Below are 24,223 nucleotides of genomic sequence, written 5' to 3'. Positions count from 1 at the left end.
GTTTTTTTATTTACTACATTTTTTTATTTTACGTTTAATGTAACCTCAATATTTCCTCTTGTTGCTTTCGAATAAGGACATACACCGTGAGCAGCTTCTACAAGTTCTTGTGCTTCGGCATGAGAAACGCCAGCAACGTGTACATCAAGTACAGCAGATAGGCCAAAACCACCATCTGTATCTTTTCCGATAGAAACGTGAGCAGTTACTTCTGTACTTTCTACTTTCACACGTTTTGTACGAATGACAAGTTGTAATGCACTATCAAAACAAGCGGCATAACCAGCAGCAAATAGCTGTTCAGGATTTGTTGCCTCTCCGCCTGCACCACCTAGTGCTTTCGGCATTTTTACATCAAGATTTAATATGCCATCATCTGAAACTACTTTTCCGTTTCGTCCACCTGTAGCAGTTACTGAAGCAGTATATAATTTTTCCATGTTTATTCCCCTTTTCTATCATTAATTGTTTTCATTGTTTCAATTAGTTTATTTAATTGAATTAATAAAGAACGATATTCTTGTTCTGTAATTCCTAAATTTGTTGCCATCGTTGTCGGCAATGAACAAGCCTTTTCTTTTAAATCTTTACCTTGTTCTGTTAATTCAATACAAACTTTGCGCTCATCTTCTTTAGAACGAACGCGTTTTACAAGATTTAATGATTCCATTCGTTTTAACATAGGTGTTAACGTACCAGAATCTAAAAATAGACGTTCTCCAATTTCTTTTACTGTTAGTCCATCTTGCTCCCATAGTACGAGTAAAGTAATGTACTGGGGATACGTAATACCCATCCCTTCTAAATATGGTCGATAAAAGCGGGTCACTTCTTTAGAACAGGCGTAAATGGAAAAACAAAGCTGGTTATCTAGATGTAAAGAATTCTCTGTCATACATAACTCCTTTCTAATTAAGTTGTGCACAATTTAATTTTGTAAAATCAATATAACGAAAAAGAAATACAATGTCAAATACATTGTATTGAGAAAGTTTGTGCTACAATTTGGAACAATCATACATATTTTCCTTCATGATGAAAGAAGATAGGAAAGATGATGTTATAATTCATATGGAATAGTTTCCATCACTTGATTATGAGTGCTTTTTTTGGTAACGTACAAATAGAGTTATTAATTTATAATCATTATAAAGTAGAAAGTGTTTATTAATTTTACTGAATCTCCTTTATTACATACGGAGAATAAATAAAAAATAATCGGTTGTTCACACGATTGTCAGATTCATAAGAGGAAAGTTGTATTATGATAGTAGATAAAGTGATAAAACGGGTGAAGGGGGACATGCTGCGTGCATATTCTTGTTGTTAGTGTAAATTATCGAACAGCCCCTGTAGAATTTCGTGAGAAACTCACATTTCAGGCAGCAGAGCTAGAGCAAGCAATGACTACATTACAAAATCAAAAGAGCGTGTTAGAGAATGTCATTGTATCCACTTGTAATCGCACTGAGATTTACGCTGTTGTCGATCAATTACACACGGGACGGTATTATATTAAGAAGTTTTTAGCTGATTGGTTTCAGCTTGAAATAGAAGAAGTCGCACCATACTTAACTATTTTTGAACAAGATGGTGCAATAGATCATTTATTCCGCGTAACGTGCGGTTTAGATTCTATGGTAGTTGGAGAAACGCAGATTTTAGGTCAAATAAAAGATAGCTTTTTAGAAGCGCAACAAGTAAAAGCAACAGGTACAATTTTTAATGAATTGTTTAAGCAAGTGGTGACGTTAGCGAAACGTGCGCACTCAGAAACGACAATTGGTGAAAGTGCGATGTCGGTTAGTTATGCTGCTGTCGAGCTTGGGAAGAAAATATTCGGCGAGCTAACAGATTGTCACGTACTTATTCTTGGTGCTGGAAAAATGGGTGAACTGGCACTGCAAAACTTATATGGAAGCGGTGCTCGAAAAGTAACAGTCATGAATAGGACGTTTACGAAAGCGGAAGTAATGGCTGAGAAATATATGGGACATGCAAAGCCTTTAAGTGAATTGCAATGTGCATTATTAGAAGCAGATATTTTAATTAGTTCAACTGGTGCATCTGAGTATGTCATTACGAAAGAGATGATGGCAAAGGTAGAGAAAATGCGCTCTGGCCGTCCGTTATTTATGGTGGATATTGCAGTGCCGCGTGATATTGATCCAGCGATTGATGAACTAGAAGGTTCTTTCTTATATGACATTGATGATTTGCAAGGAGTAGTGGAAGCAAATCGTGCTGAGCGTTTGAAAGAAGCAGAGAAAATTCAATTTATGATTGAAGAGGAAATTGTTTTATTTAAAACGTGGTTAAGTACACTTGGTGTTGTTCCGTTAATAGCAGCTCTTCGTGATAAGGCACTTGCTATCCAAAGTGAAACGATGGAAAGTTTGGAACGCAAAATACCGAATCTTAGTGATCGTGAGAGAAAAGTAATTAGTAAGCATACGAAAAGTATTATTAATCAATTATTAAAAGACCCAATTTTAGTAGCGAAAGAAATAGCTGCTGAAGAGGGAGCAGACGAAAAATTAGCGTTATTTGCAAAGATTTTCGATCTAGAAATGGAAGACGTAGAGAGTAGTGCGGAAGAAGTAGAACATAAAAGAGCGTGGACACCATCCGTTCCATCTTTATAATTTGGAAGGATGATCGGATGAGTTTTTTAAATAACAGTATTATTTATCATATTGCAATTATTTTATATGCTTGTAGCATTAGTTTATATTTTATAGATTATTTCCAAAGTAACCGAAAGGCGAACCGATTTGCTTTTTGGTTACTTTCGATTGTATGGGTTCTGCAGTCTATCTTCATGTTACTTCGGGCTACAGATTCAGAAACGAACCCTATATTAACTTTACTATCAGGGATTTATTTTTATGTTTGGCTATTGATTACGATGTCGTTAGTCATTAATCGATTTATGAGAATCGACTTTCTAGTCTTTTTTACAAATGTTGTCGCATTTGGCGTAAGTGCTTTTTCTATTTTTACACCGCTCGGAAAGATGTCGCCGGTACTTGCGGAGCAATTAGTTTCGGAACTTGTATATGTACACGTTGGTATGGCTATTATTTCTTATGCAACTTTCACTGTATCGTTCATTTTTTCTATCATGTATTTATTACAATATCGCCTATTAAAAAAGAAAAAATGGAATGCGAGATTAAGAAGGTTAGGGAATTTACCGAAGCTAGAATCGATGTCTTACGGATTAAATTTATTTTCTGTTCCATTTTTCTTACTAGCTATTTTATTAGGATGCATATGGGGATATACGAAATTGGACAATTTCCATTGGTATGATACGAAAGTGATCGGATCTTTTGTCGTTCTATTTGTATATTGTGCTGGCCTATATTTACGAGTGGCAGATGTATTGCAAGGAAAGAAGATCGTACAGTGGAACATCGGGGCATTTCTCGTAATGCTAATCAATATTTTTCTATTAAGCAGTTTATCCAACTTCCACTTTTGGTATTTATAATGAGGAGAGAGAATTATGCGCAAAATTATTGTAGGGTCACGAAAGAGTAAATTAGCATTAACGCAAACAAACTGGTTTATTGATCGGTTAAAGGCGCTAGGTTTACCATATGAATTTGAAGTGAAAGAAATCGTCACAAAAGGTGATGTTATTTTAGATGTTACTCTTTCAAAAGTAGGCGGAAAAGGCTTGTTTGTGAAAGAGATTGAACATGCGTTACTTACGAAAGAAATTGATATGGCTGTACATAGTATGAAAGATATGCCGGCCGTACTTCCAGAAGGATTAATGATTGGTTGTACACCGAAGCGTGTTGATCCTCGCGATGCTTTTATCTCAAAAAGCGGAGCATCGTTTAAAGAGTTAGCAGAAGGCGCTATTTTAGGTACAAGTAGTTTAAGACGCAGTGCACAATTATTAGCTGCAAGACCAGATTTACAAGTGAAGTGGATTCGTGGAAATATCGATACACGTTTACGTAAATTACAAGAAGAAGATTACGATGCAATCATTTTAGCGACAGCTGGATTACAAAGAATGGGCTGGGATAATGAAGTTATTACAGAACATTTAGATGAGACGTTATGTGTACCTGCTGTAGGACAAGGTGCATTAGCGATTGAGTGCCGTGAGGATGATAAGGATTTACTACAGCTGTTAGCGCATATGAATGATGCAGTAACAGAAAAAACAGTGGCAGCAGAGCGAGTATTTCTTCATAAACTTGAAGGTGGATGCCAAGTTCCAATCGCTGGATATGCAACCCTTACAGAAAACGATGCAATCGAATTAACAGCTCTTGTCGGTTCTATGGACGGTTCTGTTTTATTGAAAGAGACAGTAGTAGGAACTAATCCAGCGGAAGTAGGATTAGAGGCTGCGGACCGTTTAATTAAACAAGGCGCAAAAGAACTCATTCTTGCTGCAAATAAGGGGCAACAATAAATATGAACGCTCTCGCTGGCAAAACGGTATTGATTACACGTGCCCAGCATCAAGCAAAACAAATGAGTGTAGTGGTGAAAGAAAAGAGCGGAATTCCATTGGAAATTCCGCTTTTGCGTATGGAAGGTATGTCTCATAGACAGATTCAACATATAGCAGGGCAACTACATTCGTATGACTGGGTTATTTTTACGAGTAAAAATGGGGTAACTTTTTTTCTAGATCGTTTGAGAAAGAGGCTCCCTGTAACGACTAAAATTGCTGCAGTAGGCGTGAAGACAAGGTTAGAATTAGAAAAACGGGGCTATAAAGTGGACTTTGTTCCAACTTCATTTGTTGCAGAAGTATTTGCAGAAGAGTTTGTAAAAAGACTAAGTGGAAACGAATGCATTTTATTTCCGAAAGGGAATTTAGCAAGAGATGTAATTCCAGTTGCACTTCGCCAAATTGGTGTTTCTCTAGATGAGCTAATCGTATATGGTACGAAAGAGAATGTAGAGAAAAAGCGAGAACTGATAGAAACGCTAGAAGTAGGGAAAGTAGACATTATTACATTTACGAGCCCTTCAACTGTTACTAGTTTTGTTCGTTTACTTGAGGGTACAAACTGGAGAGAATGGACAAAAAAATGTACAATTGCTTGTATAGGGCCTATTACGGAAAAAGAGGCGAGCCTTTATTTTCCGCATATTATTATGCCGAAAGAGTACACTGTAGAAGCATTACTACAATGTATTTGTGAATCTATAAAGTGAAACATTAATTAGTAGGGTCTTACTGCCCGCAAATAGCGGGATAAAATAAAAGAATGGGGATAGAAATCTATGAACTCTTTACAATTTAATCGTCATCGTCGCTTAAGACAAAGTGGTAATATGCGTGCGCTTGTGCGTGAAACGTTTTTACATACGGAAGATTTTATTTACCCTATTTTTGTATTAGAAGGAGAAAACGTTCGTAATGAAGTCCCTTCTATGCCAGGCGTATATCAAATGTCTTTAGATTTATTGCAAGCTGAAATGCAAGAGGTTGTTGATTTAGGTATCCGTTCTGTTATTGTATTTGGTTTACCTGCTGAAAAAGATGAAGTTGGATCATCAGCATATTGTGATCATGGAATTGTGCAACGTGCAATTCAGCAAATTAAAGGTGAATTCCCTGAGCTAGTAGTAGTTGCAGATACATGTTTATGTCAATTCACAAGCCATGGTCATTGCGGTGTAATTGAAGATGGTATTATTTTAAATGACGAGTCTCTTGCAGTTCTTGCGAAAACAGCTGTCAGCCAAGCGAAAGCGGGAGCAGACATTATTGCGCCATCAAACATGATGGACGGATTTGTAACAGCGATTCGCCACGCATTAGATGAAAATGGTTTTGGGCATGTGCCAGTAATGTCGTACGCTGTGAAATATTCATCAGCGTTTTACGGGCCGTTCCGTGATGCGGCGCACGGTGCACCACAATTTGGTGACCGTAAAACATATCAAATGGACCCAGCGAACCGTATGGAAGCATTCCGTGAAGCAGAATCAGATGTAATGGAAGGGGCAGATTTCTTAATTGTAAAGCCAGCTCTATCTTACTTAGATATTGTTCGTGATGTGAAAAATAACTTTAATTTACCAGTCGTTGCTTATAACGTAAGTGGTGAATATTCGATGATTAAAGCGGCAGCGCAAAATGGTTGGATTAATGAAAAAGAAGTTGTACTTGAAAAATTAATTAGTATGAAACGTGCAGGAGCAGATTTAATTATTACGTATCATGCGAAAGATGCAGCAAGATGGTTACAAGAAGGAGGCGCTAAATAATGAAAAAGTTTGATAAGTCGATTGCGGCGTTTGAAGAGGCGCAAGATTTAATGCCTGGAGGCGTAAATAGCCCAGTTCGTGCCTTTAAGTCTGTCGGTATGAATCCGTTGTTTATGGAGCGTGGAAAAGGCTCTAAAGTATACGATATCGATGGGAATGAATACATCGATTACGTATTATCATGGGGTCCTTTAATTCATGGTCATGCAAACGACCGTGTTGTGGAAGCTTTAAAATCTGTTGCTGAAAGAGGGACAAGCTTCGGTGCTCCAACGGAAATTGAGAATGAATTAGCGAAACTTGTTATTGAGCGCGTACCATCAATTGAGATTGTACGTATGGTTAACTCAGGAACAGAAGCGACAATGAGTGCGCTACGTTTAGCTCGTGGTTATACAGGCCGTAACAAAATTTTGAAATTCATCGGTTGTTACCATGGTCATGGTGATTCGTTATTAATTAAAGCGGGTTCTGGTGTGGCGACGTTAGGTTTACCAGATAGCCCTGGTGTACCAGAAGGTGTAGCGAAAAATACAATTACAGTAGCGTATAACGATTTAGACAGTGTGAAGTACGCTTTCGAACAATTCGGTGACGATATTGCTTGTGTTATCGTAGAACCAGTAGCAGGGAATATGGGTGTTGTTCCTCCGCAGCCAGGATTTTTAGAAGGTCTTCGTGAAGTAACAGAGCAAAACGGTGCATTACTTATTTTTGATGAAGTCATGACAGGATTCCGAGTTGCTTATAATTGTGGACAAGGTTATTACGGTGTAACACCTGATTTAACTTGTTTAGGTAAAGTAATCGGTGGTGGCTTACCAGTAGGAGCATACGGTGGTAAAGCAGAAATTATGCGACAAGTTGCACCGAGCGGACCGATTTACCAAGCAGGTACTTTATCAGGTAACCCACTTGCGATGGCAGCAGGTTATGAAACGTTAGTACAGTTAACGCCAGAATCATATGTAGAATTCGAGCGTAAAGCTGAAATGTTAGAAGCTGGCTTACGTAAAGCGGCTGAAAAACATGGCATTCCGCATCATATTAACCGTGCGGGTTCTATGATTGGTATCTTCTTTACAGATGAACAAGTTATTAATTACGATGCAGCAAAATCTTCAAACTTAGAATTCTTTGCAGCTTACTATCGTGAAATGGTAGAGCAAGGTGTATTCTTGCCGCCATCTCAATTCGAAGGCTTATTCCTATCGACAGCACATAGTGATGCAGATATTGAAGCGACAATTGCAGCGGCTGAGATTGCCATGTCAAAATTAAAAGCTTAATCGAATAAAGAAAATCGCTCTCTATAAGGGGGGCGATTTTTTTTATTCATAAAGTCAGCTTTCCGTACATAAATCTGTAATGACATATAGTTTGGGAGGGGGAAAAGAAGTGGCAACAGATCATTCATTACGTTTTTCATTAAAAGAATCTGTTTGGTTCCAAAAAGGACAGGAAGTCGAAGAACTTTTGTCAATTTCGTTAGATCCAGACGTTGAGATAGAAGAGCTTGATCATGAAGTTATCGTGAGAGGGCAATTAGATTTAACGGGAGAGTATGTTGCAAGGCAAGATGATTCGGCTTATTCATTGAGAGATCTATCACCAGCGAAGTCAATTGATTATGTAGAAACAAGAGAAGATGGGGTTAATGAACTTGTTCATTCCTTTCCGCTTGAAATATCAATTCCGAGAAACCGTGTGAAAGTAATTGAAGAACTATATGTATCTATCGAGGAATTTGATTATGAATTAAAGGAAAATGGTTGCTTACAATTATTAGCGGATATATCTATTACAGGTTTATGTGATGAAGAAAGAATTGAGGATGAAGAGGAAGAAACGGCGTATGCTGAGTTAGAGGATGATTCAGCACAAGAGTATGAAACTAGACCAACGCCGCACGTAGAAGAACCAGCTTATAAGGAATCAGATGAGTGGGAAGATTACGCATTTGAACCGTTCCAACTAGAAGAAAGAAAAGAGCAGGAAGTAGAGGAAGCGGAAATAGAAGAACATGAATTTGTAGAGCGTGAAGAAGAGAAAGAAACAACGCCGCAATTTGAATTGTTCGGACGAAAAGATTTTAAGAAAGAGAAAGAGAAAAAGAAAAAGCAAGAAGAGCAAGAAGAAGAAGCTTACTCACAGCGAGATGAAAATGCGCTGTATTTAACGAAAATATTTACGAAAGAACCAGAAGAAGAATTTACAAAGTTAAGAATGTATTTCGTGCAAGAAGGAGATACGATCGAATCTGTTGCAGATCGTTATGAAACGTCTGTACAAAACTTATATCGTGTCAATCAAACAGAAGATATATATTTAACGGCAGGACAAATTATTTATATTCCTGTTTCAAGAGCAAAAGCGAAATAAGTGAGTGTTTTTCACTCACTTATTTTTCTAAAGGCTATGTTTTGAATAGAAAGGGTTATTCGTATGGATATGGAATTACGAAATCGCTATGAACCCATTGTAAGGCAATATAGATTGGATACGCAGCATATGGAAGAGCACGGAAGTGTAACGAAAATTTACACGAATCAAGGTCCATATGCGCTCAAGAAAATAGAAGGCAGAAAGTTAGAGCGGAATAACTTTCTGCATCATATTCAATATTTGAAGGAGAAAGGTTTTTCAAATTATGTACCTATATACCATGCGACGGATGGTAATTATATTTTAAGTGACGGAACGTATAATTATTATTTAATGCCTTGGTTAGAACGTGCGGAAGGGAACGGCGAGGATAATGATCAATACCATAAAATGTTCCAGACTCTCGGAGCGTTGCATCAAAAAACGGTAAAAGAAGAAACGTATACAGAAGAAGATTTAGAGAAACATTATACGAATATATCCGATCGTTGGGAAAATGATGGTGAGATGTTAGAAGAGTTTCTTGTAGAATCTGAAGCGAAGTGGTATATGTCTCCGTTTGAATTGCAATATTGTACGTACTATCATCATGTAATGAGGGCACGTGAGTTTGCAACGAAGCAATTAAATGAGTGGAACGATGCGATGAAAGAAAAAGAAAAAACACGTATTACTTTTGTGCATGGTAACGTATCACTTAATCATTTTTTATTTGATTATGAACGGAACGGCTATTTTATTAGTTTAGAAAAATCGAAGTTTGCAACACCGGTGCAAGATATAGTAGGGTTTTATTCTAGGTCGTTAAACACATATCCAATTGCGCGAAGTGATCGGTTTGAATGGTATCAAATGTACCAAAAAAATTTTCCTTTTACGAAAGAAGAGCAACTACTCATGTTTGCGTATATGACGTATCCATCACAATTTATTCGGCAAATCCAGTCTTATAAGAAAAGAAGAGAGAGTCGTAATGAGGAAAATGAACTTCTTGGAGTAAAGAGCTTGCAACAATCGCATTGGCTCGTTAGCAATATAGAATATTTTCTTTCGCAATTACAAGCTGCCCAGCAAGGGAACGGATAAAAAGATAAGTAGCATCCTCTACTTATCTTTTTTGTACGTCACAAAATTCGTAGTCTTAAATTTATCTTGACGAATAGGGTTTCGTTTTTTACACTATTGTATATAATAATTAACAATCATATAAATGCCTTGAAGGGGAAGAGTATAACAAGAAACGTCTTCAGAGAGGAGAATCATTAGCTGGGAGATTCTCTAGATAGTTATGTTAGAAGGTAGCCCTGGAGCATCTTTTCTGAACAGAATAGTTCTCATTAGGAAAAGACGGATTTGTCCGTTATCAAATTAAGAGTATAAGCAAATTCTGAATTTGTTTGTAAATAAAGGTGGTACCGCGATGTCCCTCGTCCTTTTTTGGATGAGGGGCATTTTTTATTTTAAGGAGGGAAAATAATGTCAAACACGGAAAAGAATTTACCAACTAAATATGATCATATGTCCGTTGAAGAAGGCCTTTATCAGTGGTGGTTAGAAGGCAAATATTTTGAAGCAACAGGAGACGAGAAGAAACAGCCGTATACAATTGTAATTCCACCTCCGAACGTAACTGGTAAGTTACACCTAGGTCATGCTTGGGATACAACTCTTCAAGATATTTTAACTCGTACGAAGCGTATGCAAGGATACGATGTATTATGGCTTCCAGGAATGGACCATGCGGGTATCGCAACACAAGCGAAAGTAGAAGGAAAACTTCGTGAAGAAGGTATTTCACGTTACGATCTTGGCCGTGAGAAGTTCCTAGAAAAAGCTTGGGAATGGAAAGAAGAATACGCGTCTCACATTCGTCAACAATGGGGGAAAGTTGGTTTAGGACTAGACTATTCTCGCGAGCGTTTCACATTAGACGAAGGTTTATCTGATGCAGTTAATAAAGTATTCGTTCAATTATATGAAAAAGGCTTAATTTACCGTGGTGAATATATTATCAACTGGGACCCAGCAACACGCACAGCCCTTTCTGATATTGAAGTAATTCATAAAGAAGTTCAAGGTGCATTCTACCATATGAACTATCCGTTAACAGATGGTTCTGGTCATATTCGTCTTGCAACAACTCGTCCAGAAACGATGCTTGGTGATACAGCAGTAGCAGTTCATCCAGAAGACGATCGTTACAAGCATTTAATCGGAAAAACAGTTACACTTCCAATCGTAGGCCGTGAGATTCCGATTATTGCTGATGAGTACGTAGAAAAAGATTTCGGAACAGGCGTTGTAAAAATTACACCAGCTCATGACCCGAATGACTTTGAAGTAGGTAACCGTCATGACTTACCACGTATCTTAGTAATGAACGAAGATGGATCGATGAATGAAAAGGCTGGTAAGTATAACGGCATGGATCGTTTCGAATGTCGTAAAGCGTTAGTAAAAGACTTACAAGAAGCGGGCGTATTAGTAGAAATCGAGCCTCATATGCATTCAGTAGGTCACAGTGAGCGTAGTGGTGCAGTTGTTGAGCCTTACTTATCAACACAATGGTTCGTAAAAATGGCTCCACTTGCTGAGAAGGCAGTAGCGCTTCAACAAAAAGAAGAAGAGAAAGTAACGTTCGTACCAGAGCGTTTCGAAAACACATATTTACGCTGGATGGAAAACATTCACGACTGGTGTATTTCTCGTCAATTATGGTGGGGACACCGCATTCCAGCTTGGTATCATAAAGAAACTGGTGAAGTATACGTAGGTACAGAAGCACCAGCAGACATTGAAAACTGGAATCAAGATAACGACGTACTTGATACATGGTTCAGTTCGGCACTATGGCCATTCTCAACACTTGGTTGGCCAAATGAAGATGCAGCAGACTTCAAACGTTACTATTCAACAGATGCACTAGTAACGGGTTATGACATCATCTTCTTCTGGGTATCTCGTATGATCTTCCAAGGTTTAGAGTTTACAGGAGAGCGTCCATTTAAAGATGTATTAATTCACGGGTTAGTTCGTGATGAGCAAGGACGTAAAATGAGTAAATCTCTTGGTAACGGTATTGATCCAATGGATGTTATCGAGAAGTACGGTGCAGATGCAATGCGCTATTTCTTATCAACAGGAAGTGCACCAGGTCAAGATTTACGTTTCAGCATGGAGAAAGTAGAATCTACTTGGAACTTCATTAATAAAATTTGGAATGCATCACGTTTCGTATTAATGAACATGGATGATATGAAGTATGAAGAAATCGATTTAACTGGCGAAAAATCAGTTGCGGATAAGTGGATTTTAACTCGCTTAAACGAAACAATCGAAAGCGTAACACGTAACATGGATAAATATGAGTTCGGTGAAGCTGGTCGTTCATTATACAACTTCATTTGGGACGATTTCTGTGACTGGTACATTGAGATGGCGAAACTTCCTCTATACGGTGAAGATGAATCAGCTAAGAAAACAACTCGTTCTATTTTAGCTTATGTATTAGACCAAACAATGCGTCTATTACACCCATTCATGCCATTCGTAACAGAGAAAATTTGGCAACATTTACCGCATGAAGGCGAGTCTATTACAGTAGCAGCGTGGCCAACAGTTCGCGAAGATTTACAAGATAAAGAAGCGGCAGCAGAAATGCACCTTCTAGTTGATATCATTCGCTCTGTTCGTAACATCCGTGCAGAAGTTAATACGCCAATGAGCAAAAAAGTTCAAATGCAAATTAAAGCAAAAGATGAGGCTGTACTTGCTCAACTTACGAAAAACAGCTCTTACATTGAGCGTTTCTGTAACCCAAGCGAATTAACAATTCAAACGGATTTACAAGCGCCAGAAAAAGCAATGACTGCAATCGTATCAGGTGCAGAGTTATTCTTACCATTAGCTGATCTTATCAATCTTGATGAAGAAAAAGCGCGTCTTGAGAAAGAACTTGAGAAGTTTGACAAAGAAGTAGAACGTGTACAGAAGAAACTTTCAAACCAAGGTTTCGTAGCGAAAGCTCCTGCAGCAGTTATCGATGGAGAGCGTGCGAAAGAGCAAGACTACCTAGAAAAACGTGAAGCAGTTCGCCAACGTCTAGCAGATCTTGAGAAATAAAATGTTTTTTAGAGACTCACTATATTGGTGAGTCTCTTTTCTTTGCGTATAATAGGAGGATAAAGGTTGTCTTTTGAAAGGGGAAAGCATACGTGATACATACATACGAAGAAGCGATAGGGTGGATTCATAGCCGATTGAAGTTTGGTATTAAACCAGGATTAGAAAGAATGAGATGGATGCTAGAAGAGCTCGGAAATCCAGAACGTCACATAAAATGTGTTCATCTTGCTGGTACAAATGGAAAAGGTTCAACGTTAACATATATGCGCTACATGTTAGAAGATGCAAAATATAAGGTGGGAACATTTACCTCTCCTTATATTGAAACATTTAACGAACGTATTAGTGTGAACGGAGCACCAATTGCAGATGAAGAGATTACTGAACTTGTAAAGATGGTAAAGCCAGTCGTTGAAAAACTAGATGAGACGGATTTAGGGGAAGCAACTGAGTTTGAAATTATTACTGTTATGGCAATTTGTTATTTCGGTAAAGTTAATTTCTGTGATGTTGTTTTATTTGAAACAGGGCTTGGAGGACGCTTTGATTCTACGAATGTTATTCATCCTGTTCTCACGATGATTACAAATATCGGCCACGATCATATGCATATTTTAGGGAATACACTAGGAGAAATTGCATATGAGAAGGCGGGAATTATTAAGTCTGGTGTTCCAGTTATTACTGGTGTACAAAATGAGGAAGCATTGCAAGTCATTCAAAAGGTTGCAAAGGAAAATCATGCAAACTTATACGAGATGGGTAACCATTTTACAGCGTTACATAAACAGTCTAGCAAAGATGGAGAACAGTTCGATTTCACTTGTCCTTTCGCTAATTTTGAAGATGTGCGAATCTCAATGAAAGGTAGTCACCAAGTAGGAAACGCAGCACTTGCACTTATGGCAGTCATGTATGTCAAAACATACTTATCATTTTTAATTGAGGAAGAAGAAATGAGAACTGGATTACAGGAAGCGTATTGGATTGGACGATTTGAAAAACTGCAAAGTAATCCAGATATTATTATAGATGGTGCCCATAATCCAGAAGGTATCGAAAGTCTTGTGAAAACAGTAGACTCACATTACAAAGATAAAAATGTAATAGTTTTATTTACTGCCCTTGGTGATAAACAGTTGCATAATATGGTAGGTCAATTAGAAACAATTGCCGATGAAATTATTTTTACAACATTCGCCTTTGATCGAGCTATTTCTGCTGATAAGCTTGCATCTTATGCAAAGAAAGAGTCAAAACTAGTTTTTGAAAATTGGAAAGAGGCAATTGATACAAAGGTTGAAATGATTGGAGAAAATGATGTTTTTATCATAACAGGTTCTCTTTATTTCATTTCGGAAGTTCGAAAATATATTCGCGAGAAAAACTAGATAGTCTTTGCTATCTAGTTTTTTTGTTCTACAAATGAAGTCAAATGCATACATATAAGATAAATATATAGGGTTATTTGGCGAATTCCTCTGACAAATATCTCGTTTTTTTGTGAAAGGAATATGATATGATGCGGACAACGATAAGAGGTGAGGTGTGAGTGTATGGACAAGCAATCACGAACGATCTCAGTGAAAGTGAATGGAACAGAAGCGAAGTATGAGGAGAAGAAGAAAGATGAATTTGAATGGATGGTAGTAGAAAGTGAAAGACCGAAAAACGTTGTTCCGTTCCAAAAAGCGAAATTAGTGTCTACGGAAAAAAAACGAAAGAAGTGGAGCAATACGTTAATTGCAATCGTTGCAACTGCGATTGTTATTGGTACGGCGTTTGGGATGGGAATGCTACAGTTACTTAAAGGGCAAGGGGCGACGGGGGAAAGTGAAGTAACAGCTTCGAAGCAGATGCAAAATGAAGAATCAAAGATGGGTGGAACGTCAGAACAAACACCAGCACCAAAAGAGGAAAAACAAAAAGCGCAGGCAGGAACGTCATTAGATACAATGAAATTATTTTTTGTTCAAGGAGGGATTTATTCTTCCGAAGAAAAGGGACAGGCCGCTCTTGAAGAGTGGAAAGGTAATGGAGGCGTAGCAGCTTTAAAACCGAGCGGTGATAAGTATGCATTAGTTGTTGGCATTGCTAGTGATGAACAAGATATAAACCAATTAATGACGCAGTATAAAAATGATAATGTCTCTGTATTGAAAAAGAACTGGGATATAACAGATAAAGCATTACTTAAAGATGATAAAGAAGTTGGTGCGTTTTTAACAAAAGTACAGCCATTATATACTCATTTAGCAAAATATGCTTCTAGCGTACAAGCTAGTGGAAAAAGTAATGCAAAAGATGTAGGTGCGATTGAAAAAGAGTGGAAAGCAATTGAAAAAGAAGGGAAAAGTATGAAGCAGGAAGAAGCGAAGAAATTGTATATGTATACGTCAGTAGCTGTGCAAACAGTGAAGGATGGAAAAGGTGATAAGGAATCTTTGACGAAATTAAATCAAGTTATTATTGATGGTATACTTTCATATGAAAAAATTGTTTCACAAAAGGTGAAATAATAGGATAATGAAATGACGAAGGAAGAAGGATAGGTACTTCTTTCTTTTCTTTTGAATTTAGAGCAAAGTGCTTTCTCTACGGCAGGAATATAATCGTATTTTAGTGAAAAAGTATTATTTTGTTTAGAAAAAATAATATTTCTTTCATTTGTGGACAAACTATTCCTTTGATACGATTGATATAAATGATTCTGCTTCATGTGAGAAAGGAAGGAGAAAATATGAGAAAAATTATTTTAGCATCAGGGTCACCTCGCAGGAAGGAACTGCTTGAGTTAGCGGATGTACCATTTGAAATCATTGTAAGTGAAGTAGAAGAAACGATTGGTGCGTACTCATCACCTTCTGATATTGTAATGTCCCTTGCCCTGCAAAAAGCATCTGCGGTAGCGGAAAATAACAGTGATCATATTGTGTTAGGTGCAGACACAATTGTTACATATGAATCGCGTATTCTTGGAAAGCCTTCTAATGAAGCTGAGGCGAAAGAAATGTTGCAATTATTATCAGGGAAAACACATGAAGTGTATACTGGTGTTGCAATTATAACAAAAGACAAAACAGTCACTTTTTACGAGCGTACAGAAGTTACGTTTTGGGAATTAACAGAAGAGGAAATTGACGCATACGTTGCATCAAAAGAGCCTCTTGATAAAGCGGGAAGTTATGGAATTCAAGGTAAAGGATCTATTTTTGTTCAACATATTCAAGGGGACTATTATAGTGTAGTCGGTTTACCAATTTCACGTCTTGTTCGGGAATTAAAACAATTCAATATTGATGTAACCCATGCGTAAAAATGCATGGGATTTTCTTTGAGATAACAAATAAAAGGGGTGGAGAAATGAACGGTATTCGTGATGTTGTCAAAGAAGAACAGCCACGGGAGCGTTTATTGTTAGAAGGAGCAGGAAGTTTATCGAATCGGGAGCTTCTTGCGGTGTTACTCAGAACAGGTTCTAAAGAAGAAACAGTTTTAAAGTTATCAGATAAAATTTTACATCACTTTGATGGTTTACGTATGTTGAAAGATGCAACGTTAGAAGAGCTTGTCAGTATACATGGTGTTGGGATTGCAAAGGCAGCCCAGCTTATAGCTGCTTTTGAACTTGGTAGAAGAATGGTACGTTTAGAATATCAAAATAGATACAGCATTCGAAGCCCAGAAGATTGTGCGAGATATATGATGGAAGAAATGCGCTTCCTGCAGCAGGAGCATTTTGTATGTTTATATTTGAACACAAAGAATCAAGTTATACATAGGCAAACGATTTTCATTGGAAGTTTAAACACATCAATTGTACATCCAAGGGAAGTTTTTAAAGAAGCGTTCCGCCGTGCAGCAGCCTCTATCATATGTCTTCATAACCACCCTTCAGGAGACCCCACGCCGAGCCGAGAGGATATTGAAGTAACAAAACGCTTAGTAGAATGTGGCCAGATTATCGGAATTGAAGTGCTTGACCATATTATAATAGGTGACCATAAATTCGTGAGTTTAAAGGAAAAAGGTCATATTTAAGACTATGCTTTTTACTTATTTTGTTTTATAATGTGATTTATGAGTTTTTTGTAGAAATTTATCTACAAGAAGGATAAAGATATAAAAAACGTACTGTTTTTATAATATAAAGTAAGAAAAATGAGTCCGTGAAAACAAGAAAGGAAGATAAATAATATGTTTGGATTTGGTGGCTTTACTCGCGATCTTGGAATAGATTTAGGAACTGCGAACACGCTTGTATATGTAAAAGGAAAAGGTGTAGTTTTACGTGAACCTTCAGTAGTAGCGTTACAAACTGATACGAAACAAATCGTTGCTGTAGGTAGCGATGCAAAACAAATGATTGGTCGTACACCAGGAAACGTTGTGGCACTTCGCCCGATGAAAGACGGTGTAATTGCTGATTACGAAACGACAGCAACAATGATGAAATATTACATTCAACAAGCTCAAAAATCAAATGGATTCTTCTCACGTAAACCATACGTAATGGTATGTGTACCGTCTGGTATTACAGCTGTAGAAAGACGTGCAGTAATCGATGCGACTCGTCAAGCGGGTGCTCGTGATGCTTATCCAATTGAAGAACCATTTGCAGCAGCAATTGGTGCAAACTTACCTGTTTGGGAACCAACTGGTAGTATGGTTGTTGATATCGGTGGTGGTACAACAGAAGTTGCAATCATTTCTTTAGGTGGTATTGTAACAAGTCAATCAGTTCGTGTTGCTGGTGATGATATGGATGATTCAATCATTCAGTACATTAAGAAAAGCTACAACTTAATGATTGGTGAAAGAACAGCTGAAGCATTAAAATTAGAAATCGGTTCTGCAGGCGAGCCAGAAGGTATCGAGCCTATGGAAATTCGCGGTCGTGATTTAGTAAGTGGTTTACCAAAAACAGTACTAATTCAGCCAGAAGAAATCGCAGATGCATTAAAAGATACAGTAGATGCAATTGTAGAATCTGTTAAAAATACGTTAGAGAAAACTCCACCTGAATTAGCGGCAGACATTATGGACCGTGGTATCGTATTAACAGGTGGCGGAGCATTACTACGTAACTTAGATAAAGTGATTAGTGAAGAGACAAATATGCCAGTTCTTGTTGCAGAAGACCCATTAGATTGCGTAGCAATTGGAACGGGTAAAGCATTAGACAATATCGATCTTTTCAAAACTGCTGCTCGATAATATCGCAAAATAAAAATCAATGAAATTAAGAGGGTGTGAACGTGCCACAGTTTTTCTTAAACAAAAGATTAATTGTTTTGTTAGTTAGTATTATTCTTCTCGTGGCATTGATTGGAATCTCATTGAAAGAACGGAACAGTTTAACATGGCCAGAGCAGTTTGTTAAAGACACTGTCGGTGTTGTAGAACGTGTATTCCAAAAGCCAGCGAAATACGTAGCTGGATTCTTCGAAAATGTAGAGGATGTAAAGCGCACGTATGAAGAGAATAAAGAATTAAAAGCAAAATTAGATAATTATGCAGGTTTATCAGGGAAAGTAAAACAATTAGAAGATGATAACAAGAAGTTACAAGAGTTAACGGGTAAAAAAGAGTTAAATAGCCAATATACTGAAATTCCAGCTACTGTTGTTTCTCGTAATCCAGATAAATGGTACGATTTAATCGGAATTGATAAAGGAGCACAGCAAGGAATTAAAAAAGATATGGCTGTAGTAACTTCACAAGGTCTAGTTGGACGAGTGAAAAGTGTATCTCAGTTTACATCATCAGTAGAATTGCTAAGCTCTATGAGCCGAACAAATCGTGTTTCTGCTATCGTACAAGGTGATGAGAAAATCTTCGGATTGATTGAAGGTTACGACAAAGAAAAGCACTTACTTCTTTTCACAAAGATCGGCTCTGATGCTCAGGTAGCGAAAGATCAATTAGTCGTAACATCTGGACTTGGTGATATTTTCCCGAAAGGTCTTGTAATTGGGACAATTGTTGATGTGCAGCCAGATCCATACGGCTTAACAAAAACAGCTTATGTAAAACCGGCCGCTGACTTGAATGACGTAGAGCATATTATGGTTGCTAAACGTGCAACGCCTTCAGCGCCATTAGAATAGGAGGGGGAGAAGAGATGATGAAGATTTTAAAAAGAGCAGCTCTTCCTCTTTTGCTCCTTTTTGTTTTTCTATTTGAAAATATGTTTGCTACTATTGTTCCAACAGAGGTTTTTTGGAAAGACAGTATAGCAGCACCTCATTTCTTTATAATTGTGTTATGTTTTATTACTGTGTACTATAGTCCGGTCCAAGGGATTTATTACGGGCTCTTATTTGGTTTCTTATTTGATACCGTATACACAGAACTTGTCGGTATATATATTTTTGCGTATCCGATTTTAGCTTATTTAGTTTATAGTGTGATGAAGATATTACAATTGAATTTATTTATTGTTGCTTCTATTGTACTAGCAGGTATTGTAGCACTAGAGTATTATGTGTATGGATTTTTAACTTTGTTAGGACGTACTCATATGTCAGCGTATGTCTTTTTCACAGATCGTCTCCTGTCTACTGTATTGCTAAATGCAATTTTCTTATTGATAGTTTGTTTCCCACTGAGACGATATTTAGTGCGTCTTTCAAAAGCGATGGAAGAAAAAGAAAAAAGGATTTTCTAATTTTATGTCGAATTGAATCGGTGGGGTGAACTTTAGTGGAAGAAAAAAAGCAACAAAATGTAACAATAAAAGGGACAAAAGACGGAATAACGCTTCATTTAGATGATTGTTGTTCATTCTCTGAATTACTAGAGGAATTGGATGAAAAGCTTTCTACACATTACTATGATGGTGATGGGCGCTCTTTAATTGAAGTGCATGTGAAAGTGGGAAATCGTTATTTAACAGAAGTCCAACAAGAAGAGATTCGTACGTTAATTCGTAATAAAAAGAATCTTGTTGTGGATTCAATTGAAAGTGATGTTATAACTAAAGCAGAAGCAATAGCTTGGAAAGAAGAAACAGAAATTGTCCCTATTTCCAAAATTGTTCGCTCTGGACAAGTTTTACATGTAAAAGGAAATTTATTGTTAATTGGAGATGTTAATCCAGGCGGAACGGTTATCGCTGGGGGGAATATTTTTGTCGTAGGATCATTAAGAGGAATTGCACATGCTGGGTATTATGGGGATTCGGATGCTGTAATCGCTGCATCTGATATGAACCCGATGCAACTTCGAATTAGTGATGTGGCAATGCGGGCTCCGGAAGAGAAAGAAGACGGAGCGGAGGCGGCAGAATGTGCGTATATTAATGAGAACAATCACATTGTTGTCGATCGACTGCAACTTCTCACTCATCTTAGACCTAATTTAACAAAGTTAGAAAGGGGAATTGTATAGCTGTGGGAGAGGCAATAGTAATTACATCTGGAAAAGGCGGAGTAGGTAAAACTACAACGTCTGCGAACATTGGTACAGCCCTAGCGTTATCTGGAAAGAAAGTGTGCTTAATTGACACAGATATCGGTCTTCGAAACTTAGACGTAGTAATGGGGCTGGAAAATCGTATTGTATTTGATCTTGTTGATGTCGTTGAAGGGCGTTGTCGTTTACCTCAGGCGCTTATTAAAGATAAGCGTTTTGATGATCTTTATTTATTACCTGCAGCACAAACGAGTGATAAATCAGCGGTAACACCTGAACAAATGGATGAATTAATACAAGTATTACGTCAAGATTATGATTACATATTAATTGATTGTCCTGCGGGGATTGAGCAGGGATTTAAAAACGCGGTAGCTGGTGCGGATAAAGCAATCGTTGTTACGACGCCAGAGGTATCCTCAATGCGCGATGCAGATCGTATTATCGGGCTTTTAGAAAAAGAGGATATTGAACCACCAAAACTTGTTATTAATCGTGTGCGTAGTCATATGCTTCATGAGCAGGATATGTTAGATGTTGATGAAATCGTACGTACATTGTCAATCGAGCTTCTTGGTGTTGTCGAGGATGATGATGAAGTTATTCGTGCTACAAATACAGGTGAACCTGTAGCGTTGCAACCGAGCGGAAAAGCAGCGTTAGCTTATCGTAATATTGCAAGACGCTTGCTGGGTGAGAATGTACCATTGCAAGCATTTGAACAAGAAAAGGTATCGGTATTTACAAAGATGAAAAACTTCTTTGGAATCCGTTAAAAGCACTTCGCGCATATGCGAAGTGCTTTCTTTTTTCTTCACACGAATATCTTTCTTTTTTAGCTCATACATATGTACAAACTGTATACAACTGTTTCTATTTTAATTAGCTTAACGAAAGAAAGGAGACAGTATGAAGAATAAACGTGTAGAAGAAATTAAAAAACGGATTGCGAAAAGGAAGGCAGAGCAAGAAAGGATGGAGGAAGAGCAGTATTTTGCTGGAGGGAATTTTGATAGTGAAACAGTATTTATTGAAGATGGAGAAAAGGAAATTCATCCTTTATTTCGAAAAGAAGTATTTTTTTTCAAAGTTTTGTTATCAGCAATATTAGTTCTTTCTGTCGCTATTTTATATAAGAATGCACCCTCTTCTTTCGAAGGTGCGAAAGCTGTTACAGAGAAAGTGATGAAAGAAGAATTTCAGTTTGCTACTGTAGCGAAATGGTACGAAAAGCAGTTTGGAAAACCGCTCGTATTTTATTCACCTACTGAGAAAAAAGAAGGAACCATTCAGCAAAAAGATTATGCAATTCCTGCGTCTGGAAAGGTAATGCAAGGGTTTCAAAAAAATGGCCAAGGTGTATTTGTTCAAACAGCTACAAATGCAACTGTTGAGTCAGTGAATGAAGGATTAGTTGTTTTTGCAGGGAAGAAAGAGGAACTTGGTAATACAGTTCAAATTCAGCATGCAGATGGAACGGAATCGTGGTATGCGAATTTAAATGACATGTCAGTGAAATTATATGATTACGTTTCAAAGAAACAAAAAATTGGAACGGTGAATAATGATGCAAATAATAAAAATGGTAAGTTTTATTTCGCGATAAAAAAGAATGAAAAATTTATTGACCCGATTCAGGTGATTTCATTTGATTAAATATAGAGAAGTTTTAACGAAGATTTCAGTGCATCCGTTGTTTTGGGTTATTATTGTCATTGGTATTTTTACGGCACGTTTTAAAGAGTTACTCCTGTTATTTTGTATCGTTCTTATCCATGAACTTGGGCACGCCTTTGCGGCGGCACACTACAATTGGCGTATTAAAAAGATTCAACTTTTACCGTTTGGTGGCGTGGCTGAGCTTGAGGAACATGGGAATAAGTCATTGAAAGAGGAACTAGTTGTCGTAATTGCAGGACCTATACAACATATTTGGATGATGGCGGTAGGTTATATAGTGTTTGAAGCTGGTTGGCTTGGTGCGGATTTATATTATTTCTTTATGTGGAATAATATAATTATTTTAGCATTTAATTTACTGCCTATTTGGCCGCTTGATGGCGGGAAAGTATTGTTTAACGTATTATCATATCGTTTTCCTTATTTACAAGCACATGAAAAGATGATGAAATTATCATGTGTTTTTTTTAGTGTAATACTAGTGTGGCAGTTACTTTGGAATAGTAACAATATTATGATGTGGGTACTACTCATATTTTTAGCGGTGTCGTTATATCAAGAGTGGAAACAAAAACAGTATGCCTTTATGCGTTTTTTATTAGAACGTTATTATGGGAACAAAAGAGGAATTGAAAAGATTGCATCTATTGAAGTGCAATCAGAAGATCGTTTATATACGATCTTCACAAAATTTCGTAGAGGGTATAAGCACTCTATTATCGTCCATGGAAAATATAAAGAACATTACACATTGGATGAAAATGAATTACTCTATGCGTATTTTACTGAAAAACGAACAACTTCGTCTGTTGAAGAATTAATCGGTTAGTGTTGACGATAGCACTAACCTTTTATTATTGTAAAAGCAAAGAAGATTATAAAGTGAGGAAAGCATTTTGAAAACGTTATATATAAACTATGCAGGATCGGAAAAACGCGTTGCAATTGAAGAGAAGAAAAAAATTGTTGAGTTTTTATGGAAACGAAATGAAGAACAAGAGATTGTTGGGCATATTTATGCCGGACGTATCGTAAGAACAATCGCTGGAATGAACGCAGCATTTGTAAACATCGGTTTAGAAAAACATGCGTACCTTTCATATGATGATGTACCATCTTCCTATCGTATACATGAAGGGCAAGCGGTACTCGTACAAGTTGTGAAAGAGGCAATTGATACGAAAGGGCCGAAATTGACAGCAAACATAGAATTTACCGGGAAATATGTCGTTTATATGCCATACGATGAAATGCGTGCAGTTTCTCGAAAGATAAAAAATAATAAAAGAAGACAACAGCTACTCCAAATTGAGGTAGAAGGGACAGGAGGGTACATTTTCCGATCTGCTTCTGAGAAAGGAGAAATTGAAGAAATACAAGCTGAAATGCAAAGGTTACAGCAGTTATATGAAGAGTTAAAAAGAAAAGAGGGCCAGGGAAAGGCACCGTTGCTACTTCATCGACCGGCCACCTTTTTAGATCGTGTATTTCAAGAAAATCCAATTGAAACGATTGAAAGAGTAGTTGTAGATACAAGAAGTATAGTGAAAGAATTAGAAGAAAAAGTAGGGAAAGAAAAAGTATCTTTTTATAATGAAAAATCTTCAATGTTTAACCATTTTGGAATAGAGCGTGAGGTTGAGAAAGCACTTCAAAAAATTGTGTGGCTCCCGAATGGTGCTTATTTAATTGTGGAACAAATGGAGACGATGACTGTAATTGATGTGAATACGGGCAAGTTTACTGGAAAACAGAATTTACAAGATACAGTCCTTCGTACAAATGAGGCGGCAGCTGAAGAGATTGCACGTCAATTAAGACTGCGTGATATCGGTGGTATGATATTAATTGATTTTATTAATATGAAAAGAAGAGAAGATAAAGAAAAGGTAAGAGAATGTCTCATGGCTGCTATGCAAAATGATCGCACATATACGAGAGTGCTCGGTTTTACAGAGTTAGGGATTTTGGAGATGACACGTAAACGTAAGAAACATTCTTTACGCGACGTATTGCTAGAAGAGTGTATACCGTGCAAAGCGACAGGGTATGTAATGTCATATGAAAAAATTGCGTATGAGTTAGAGAGAGAGCTAATTACATATGGCGATATAGAGGATGAGGCAGTATTAATCGCTGCACCTAAAGAATTACAAAAACAATTTTTGCAAAAAGAATTACAAAAAAATATTCCATTTGAAATTTATTTCAAAGATGATATGATCGAAAAGTACGCTATTATCCGTTTTGGAAGTAAAAAAGAAATTGCAGAACGGAAAAAATAGTTAGTAGAACTTTCATTGACAATAGTCAATGAATTATGGTAACATCTTTATGTTATAGTTTATAGCACCTAAACGGC

The 24,223-nt window shown here is 37.2% G+C and carries 23 protein-coding genes and 1 other annotated feature; of the genes, 21 read left to right on the top strand and 2 right to left on the bottom strand.

Features of this window, described 5'->3' with window-relative positions; genetic code table 11:
• Positions 1-23 precede the first annotated feature (23 nt).
• Both MR113_RS14145 and MR113_RS14140 read right to left on the bottom strand, forming a co-directional pair.
• Positions 24-440 carry an organic hydroperoxide resistance protein gene (locus tag MR113_RS14145; protein ID WP_242254967.1) on the bottom strand — a complete coding sequence of 139 codons (417 nt, stop codon included), beginning with the start codon at positions 438-440 and terminating at the stop codon, positions 24-26.
• A gap of 2 nt (positions 441-442) precedes the next feature.
• Positions 443-895, bottom strand: coding sequence for a MarR family winged helix-turn-helix transcriptional regulator (locus tag MR113_RS14140; protein ID WP_242254966.1), 453 nt, complete (start codon positions 893-895; stop codon positions 443-445).
• A 415-nt stretch (positions 896-1,310) separates the two neighbouring features.
• On the opposite strand from MR113_RS14140, the gene hemA reads away from it, so the two are divergent.
• From hemA to MR113_RS14035, 21 genes are all read left to right on the top strand, one after another.
• Positions 1,311-2,645 (top strand): glutamyl-tRNA reductase, encoded by a 1,335-nt coding sequence (gene hemA, locus MR113_RS14135; protein WP_242254964.1) that lies wholly within the window; start codon positions 1,311-1,313, stop codon positions 2,643-2,645.
• Positions 2,646-2,662: 17 nt separating this feature from the next.
• The gene (locus MR113_RS14130; protein WP_000008998.1) at positions 2,663-3,496 is read left to right on the top strand and encodes a cytochrome c biogenesis protein; all 834 of its coding nucleotides are present in this window, start codon (positions 2,663-2,665) and stop codon (positions 3,494-3,496) included.
• A gap of 15 nt (positions 3,497-3,511) precedes the next feature.
• Positions 3,512-4,441, top strand: a complete 930-nt coding sequence (gene hemC / locus MR113_RS14125; RefSeq protein ID WP_242254962.1) for a hydroxymethylbilane synthase — start codon at positions 3,512-3,514, stop codon at positions 4,439-4,441.
• Between the two features lie 2 nt (positions 4,442-4,443).
• Positions 4,444-5,196, top strand: a complete 753-nt coding sequence (hemD, locus tag MR113_RS14120; RefSeq protein ID WP_242254960.1) for a uroporphyrinogen-III synthase — start codon at positions 4,444-4,446, stop codon at positions 5,194-5,196.
• A gap of 69 nt (positions 5,197-5,265) precedes the next feature.
• Positions 5,266-6,255, top strand: a complete 990-nt coding sequence (hemB, locus tag MR113_RS14115; protein ID WP_001087079.1) for a porphobilinogen synthase — start codon at positions 5,266-5,268, stop codon at positions 6,253-6,255.
• On the top strand, positions 6,255-7,544 hold the full coding sequence (hemL, locus tag MR113_RS14110; protein WP_097864812.1) for a glutamate-1-semialdehyde 2,1-aminomutase: 1,290 nt from the start codon (positions 6,255-6,257) through the stop codon (positions 7,542-7,544). The genes hemB and hemL overlap by 1 nt, the downstream gene beginning before the upstream one ends.
• Before the next feature lie 109 nt (positions 7,545-7,653).
• A complete protein-coding gene (gene spoVID / locus MR113_RS14105) occupies positions 7,654-8,637 on the top strand; it encodes a stage VI sporulation protein D (protein WP_242254957.1) in 984 nt (327 codons plus the stop codon).
• Positions 8,638-8,700: 63 nt separating this feature from the next.
• On the top strand, positions 8,701-9,726 hold the full coding sequence (gene ysxE, locus MR113_RS14100) for a spore coat protein YsxE (protein ID WP_000366996.1): 1,026 nt from the start codon (positions 8,701-8,703) through the stop codon (positions 9,724-9,726).
• Between the two features lie 120 nt (positions 9,727-9,846).
• Positions 9,847-10,078: a binding site (T-box leader), on the top strand.
• Between the two features lie 38 nt (positions 10,079-10,116).
• Entirely contained in the window at positions 10,117-12,762 is a 2,646-nt protein-coding gene (locus tag MR113_RS14095; protein ID WP_242254954.1) for a valine--tRNA ligase, read from the top strand.
• Between the two features lie 92 nt (positions 12,763-12,854).
• Positions 12,855-14,156 carry a bifunctional folylpolyglutamate synthase/dihydrofolate synthase gene (locus MR113_RS14090; RefSeq protein ID WP_242254951.1) on the top strand — a complete coding sequence of 434 codons (1,302 nt, stop codon included), beginning with the start codon at positions 12,855-12,857 and terminating at the stop codon, positions 14,154-14,156.
• A 165-nt stretch (positions 14,157-14,321) separates the two neighbouring features.
• Complete coding sequence (locus MR113_RS14085) at positions 14,322-15,284, top strand: stage II sporulation protein B (protein WP_242254949.1); 963 nt, start codon at positions 14,322-14,324, stop codon at positions 15,282-15,284.
• Positions 15,285-15,505: 221 nt separating this feature from the next.
• Positions 15,506-16,081 carry a Maf family protein gene (locus MR113_RS14080; protein ID WP_242254947.1) on the top strand — a complete coding sequence of 192 codons (576 nt, stop codon included), beginning with the start codon at positions 15,506-15,508 and terminating at the stop codon, positions 16,079-16,081.
• Positions 16,082-16,128: 47 nt separating this feature from the next.
• Positions 16,129-16,806, top strand: coding sequence for a DNA repair protein RadC (gene radC / locus MR113_RS14075; RefSeq protein ID WP_001013378.1), 678 nt, complete (start codon positions 16,129-16,131; stop codon positions 16,804-16,806).
• Between the two features lie 156 nt (positions 16,807-16,962).
• On the top strand, positions 16,963-17,982 hold the full coding sequence (gene mreB, locus MR113_RS14070) for a cell shape-determining protein MreB (RefSeq protein WP_000466737.1): 1,020 nt from the start codon (positions 16,963-16,965) through the stop codon (positions 17,980-17,982).
• 41 nt (positions 17,983-18,023) lie between these two features.
• On the top strand, positions 18,024-18,875 hold the full coding sequence (gene mreC, locus MR113_RS14065) for a rod shape-determining protein MreC (RefSeq protein ID WP_242240561.1): 852 nt from the start codon (positions 18,024-18,026) through the stop codon (positions 18,873-18,875).
• A gap of 14 nt (positions 18,876-18,889) precedes the next feature.
• The gene (gene mreD / locus MR113_RS14060; protein WP_073516616.1) at positions 18,890-19,435 is read left to right on the top strand and encodes a rod shape-determining protein MreD; all 546 of its coding nucleotides are present in this window, start codon (positions 18,890-18,892) and stop codon (positions 19,433-19,435) included.
• Positions 19,436-19,470: 35 nt separating this feature from the next.
• Positions 19,471-20,157, top strand: coding sequence for a septum site-determining protein MinC (gene minC / locus MR113_RS14055; protein ID WP_000391511.1), 687 nt, complete (start codon positions 19,471-19,473; stop codon positions 20,155-20,157).
• Positions 20,158-20,159: 2 nt separating this feature from the next.
• Complete coding sequence (gene minD, locus MR113_RS14050; protein WP_000503310.1) at positions 20,160-20,957, top strand: septum site-determining protein MinD; 798 nt, start codon at positions 20,160-20,162, stop codon at positions 20,955-20,957.
• Positions 20,958-21,090: 133 nt separating this feature from the next.
• A complete protein-coding gene (gene spoIVFA / locus MR113_RS14045) occupies positions 21,091-21,837 on the top strand; it encodes a stage IV sporulation protein SpoIVFA (RefSeq protein ID WP_242254945.1) in 747 nt (248 codons plus the stop codon).
• Positions 21,830-22,690 carry a stage IV sporulation intramembrane metalloprotease SpoIVFB gene (gene spoIVFB, locus MR113_RS14040; protein ID WP_242254943.1) on the top strand — a complete coding sequence of 287 codons (861 nt, stop codon included), beginning with the start codon at positions 21,830-21,832 and terminating at the stop codon, positions 22,688-22,690. Before spoIVFA ends, spoIVFB begins: the two co-directional genes overlap by 8 nt.
• Before the next feature lie 67 nt (positions 22,691-22,757).
• Positions 22,758-24,146, top strand: coding sequence for an Rne/Rng family ribonuclease (locus MR113_RS14035; protein ID WP_242254940.1), 1,389 nt, complete (start codon positions 22,758-22,760; stop codon positions 24,144-24,146).
• Positions 24,147-24,223: the final 77 nt, after the last annotated feature.

The sequence above is a fragment of the Bacillus cereus group sp. BfR-BA-01379 genome (assembly GCF_022663605.1).
In the GTDB taxonomy this organism is placed as follows: domain Bacteria; phylum Bacillota; class Bacilli; order Bacillales; family Bacillaceae_G; genus Bacillus_A; species Bacillus_A mobilis.
The sequence above is the reverse complement of the archived record's forward strand: the minus strand, read 5'-3'. Positions and strand labels throughout refer to the sequence as shown.

Bases quoted from the DNA above. Each gene is read 5' to 3' on its own strand.
- spoIVFA (WP_242254945.1), top strand. From the start codon at position 21,091: ATGAAGAATAAACGTGTAGAAGAAATTAAAAAACGGATTGCGAAAAGG.
- hemB (WP_001087079.1), top strand. From the start codon at position 5,266: ATGAACTCTTTACAATTTAATCGTCATCGTCGCTTAAGACAAAGTGGT.
- hemD (WP_242254960.1), top strand. From the start codon at position 4,444: ATGAACGCTCTCGCTGGCAAAACGGTATTGATTACACGTGCCCAGCAT.
- hemL (WP_097864812.1), top strand. From the start codon at position 6,255: ATGAAAAAGTTTGATAAGTCGATTGCGGCGTTTGAAGAGGCGCAAGAT.
- MR113_RS14145 (WP_242254967.1), bottom strand. From the start codon at position 440: ATGGAAAAATTATATACTGCTTCAGTAACTGCTACAGGTGGACGAAAC.
- mreB (WP_000466737.1), top strand. From the start codon at position 16,963: ATGTTTGGATTTGGTGGCTTTACTCGCGATCTTGGAATAGATTTAGGA.
- radC (WP_001013378.1), top strand. From the start codon at position 16,129: ATGAACGGTATTCGTGATGTTGTCAAAGAAGAACAGCCACGGGAGCGT.
- MR113_RS14130 (WP_000008998.1), top strand. From the start codon at position 2,663: ATGAGTTTTTTAAATAACAGTATTATTTATCATATTGCAATTATTTTA.
- MR113_RS14085 (WP_242254949.1), top strand. From the start codon at position 14,322: ATGGACAAGCAATCACGAACGATCTCAGTGAAAGTGAATGGAACAGAA.
- mreD (WP_073516616.1), top strand. From the start codon at position 18,890: ATGATGAAGATTTTAAAAAGAGCAGCTCTTCCTCTTTTGCTCCTTTTT.
- MR113_RS14095 (WP_242254954.1), top strand. From the start codon at position 10,117: ATGTCAAACACGGAAAAGAATTTACCAACTAAATATGATCATATGTCC.
- hemC (WP_242254962.1), top strand. From the start codon at position 3,512: ATGCGCAAAATTATTGTAGGGTCACGAAAGAGTAAATTAGCATTAACG.
- ysxE (WP_000366996.1), top strand. From the start codon at position 8,701: ATGGATATGGAATTACGAAATCGCTATGAACCCATTGTAAGGCAATAT.
- MR113_RS14080 (WP_242254947.1), top strand. From the start codon at position 15,506: ATGAGAAAAATTATTTTAGCATCAGGGTCACCTCGCAGGAAGGAACTG.
- MR113_RS14140 (WP_242254966.1), bottom strand. From the start codon at position 895: ATGACAGAGAATTCTTTACATCTAGATAACCAGCTTTGTTTTTCCATT.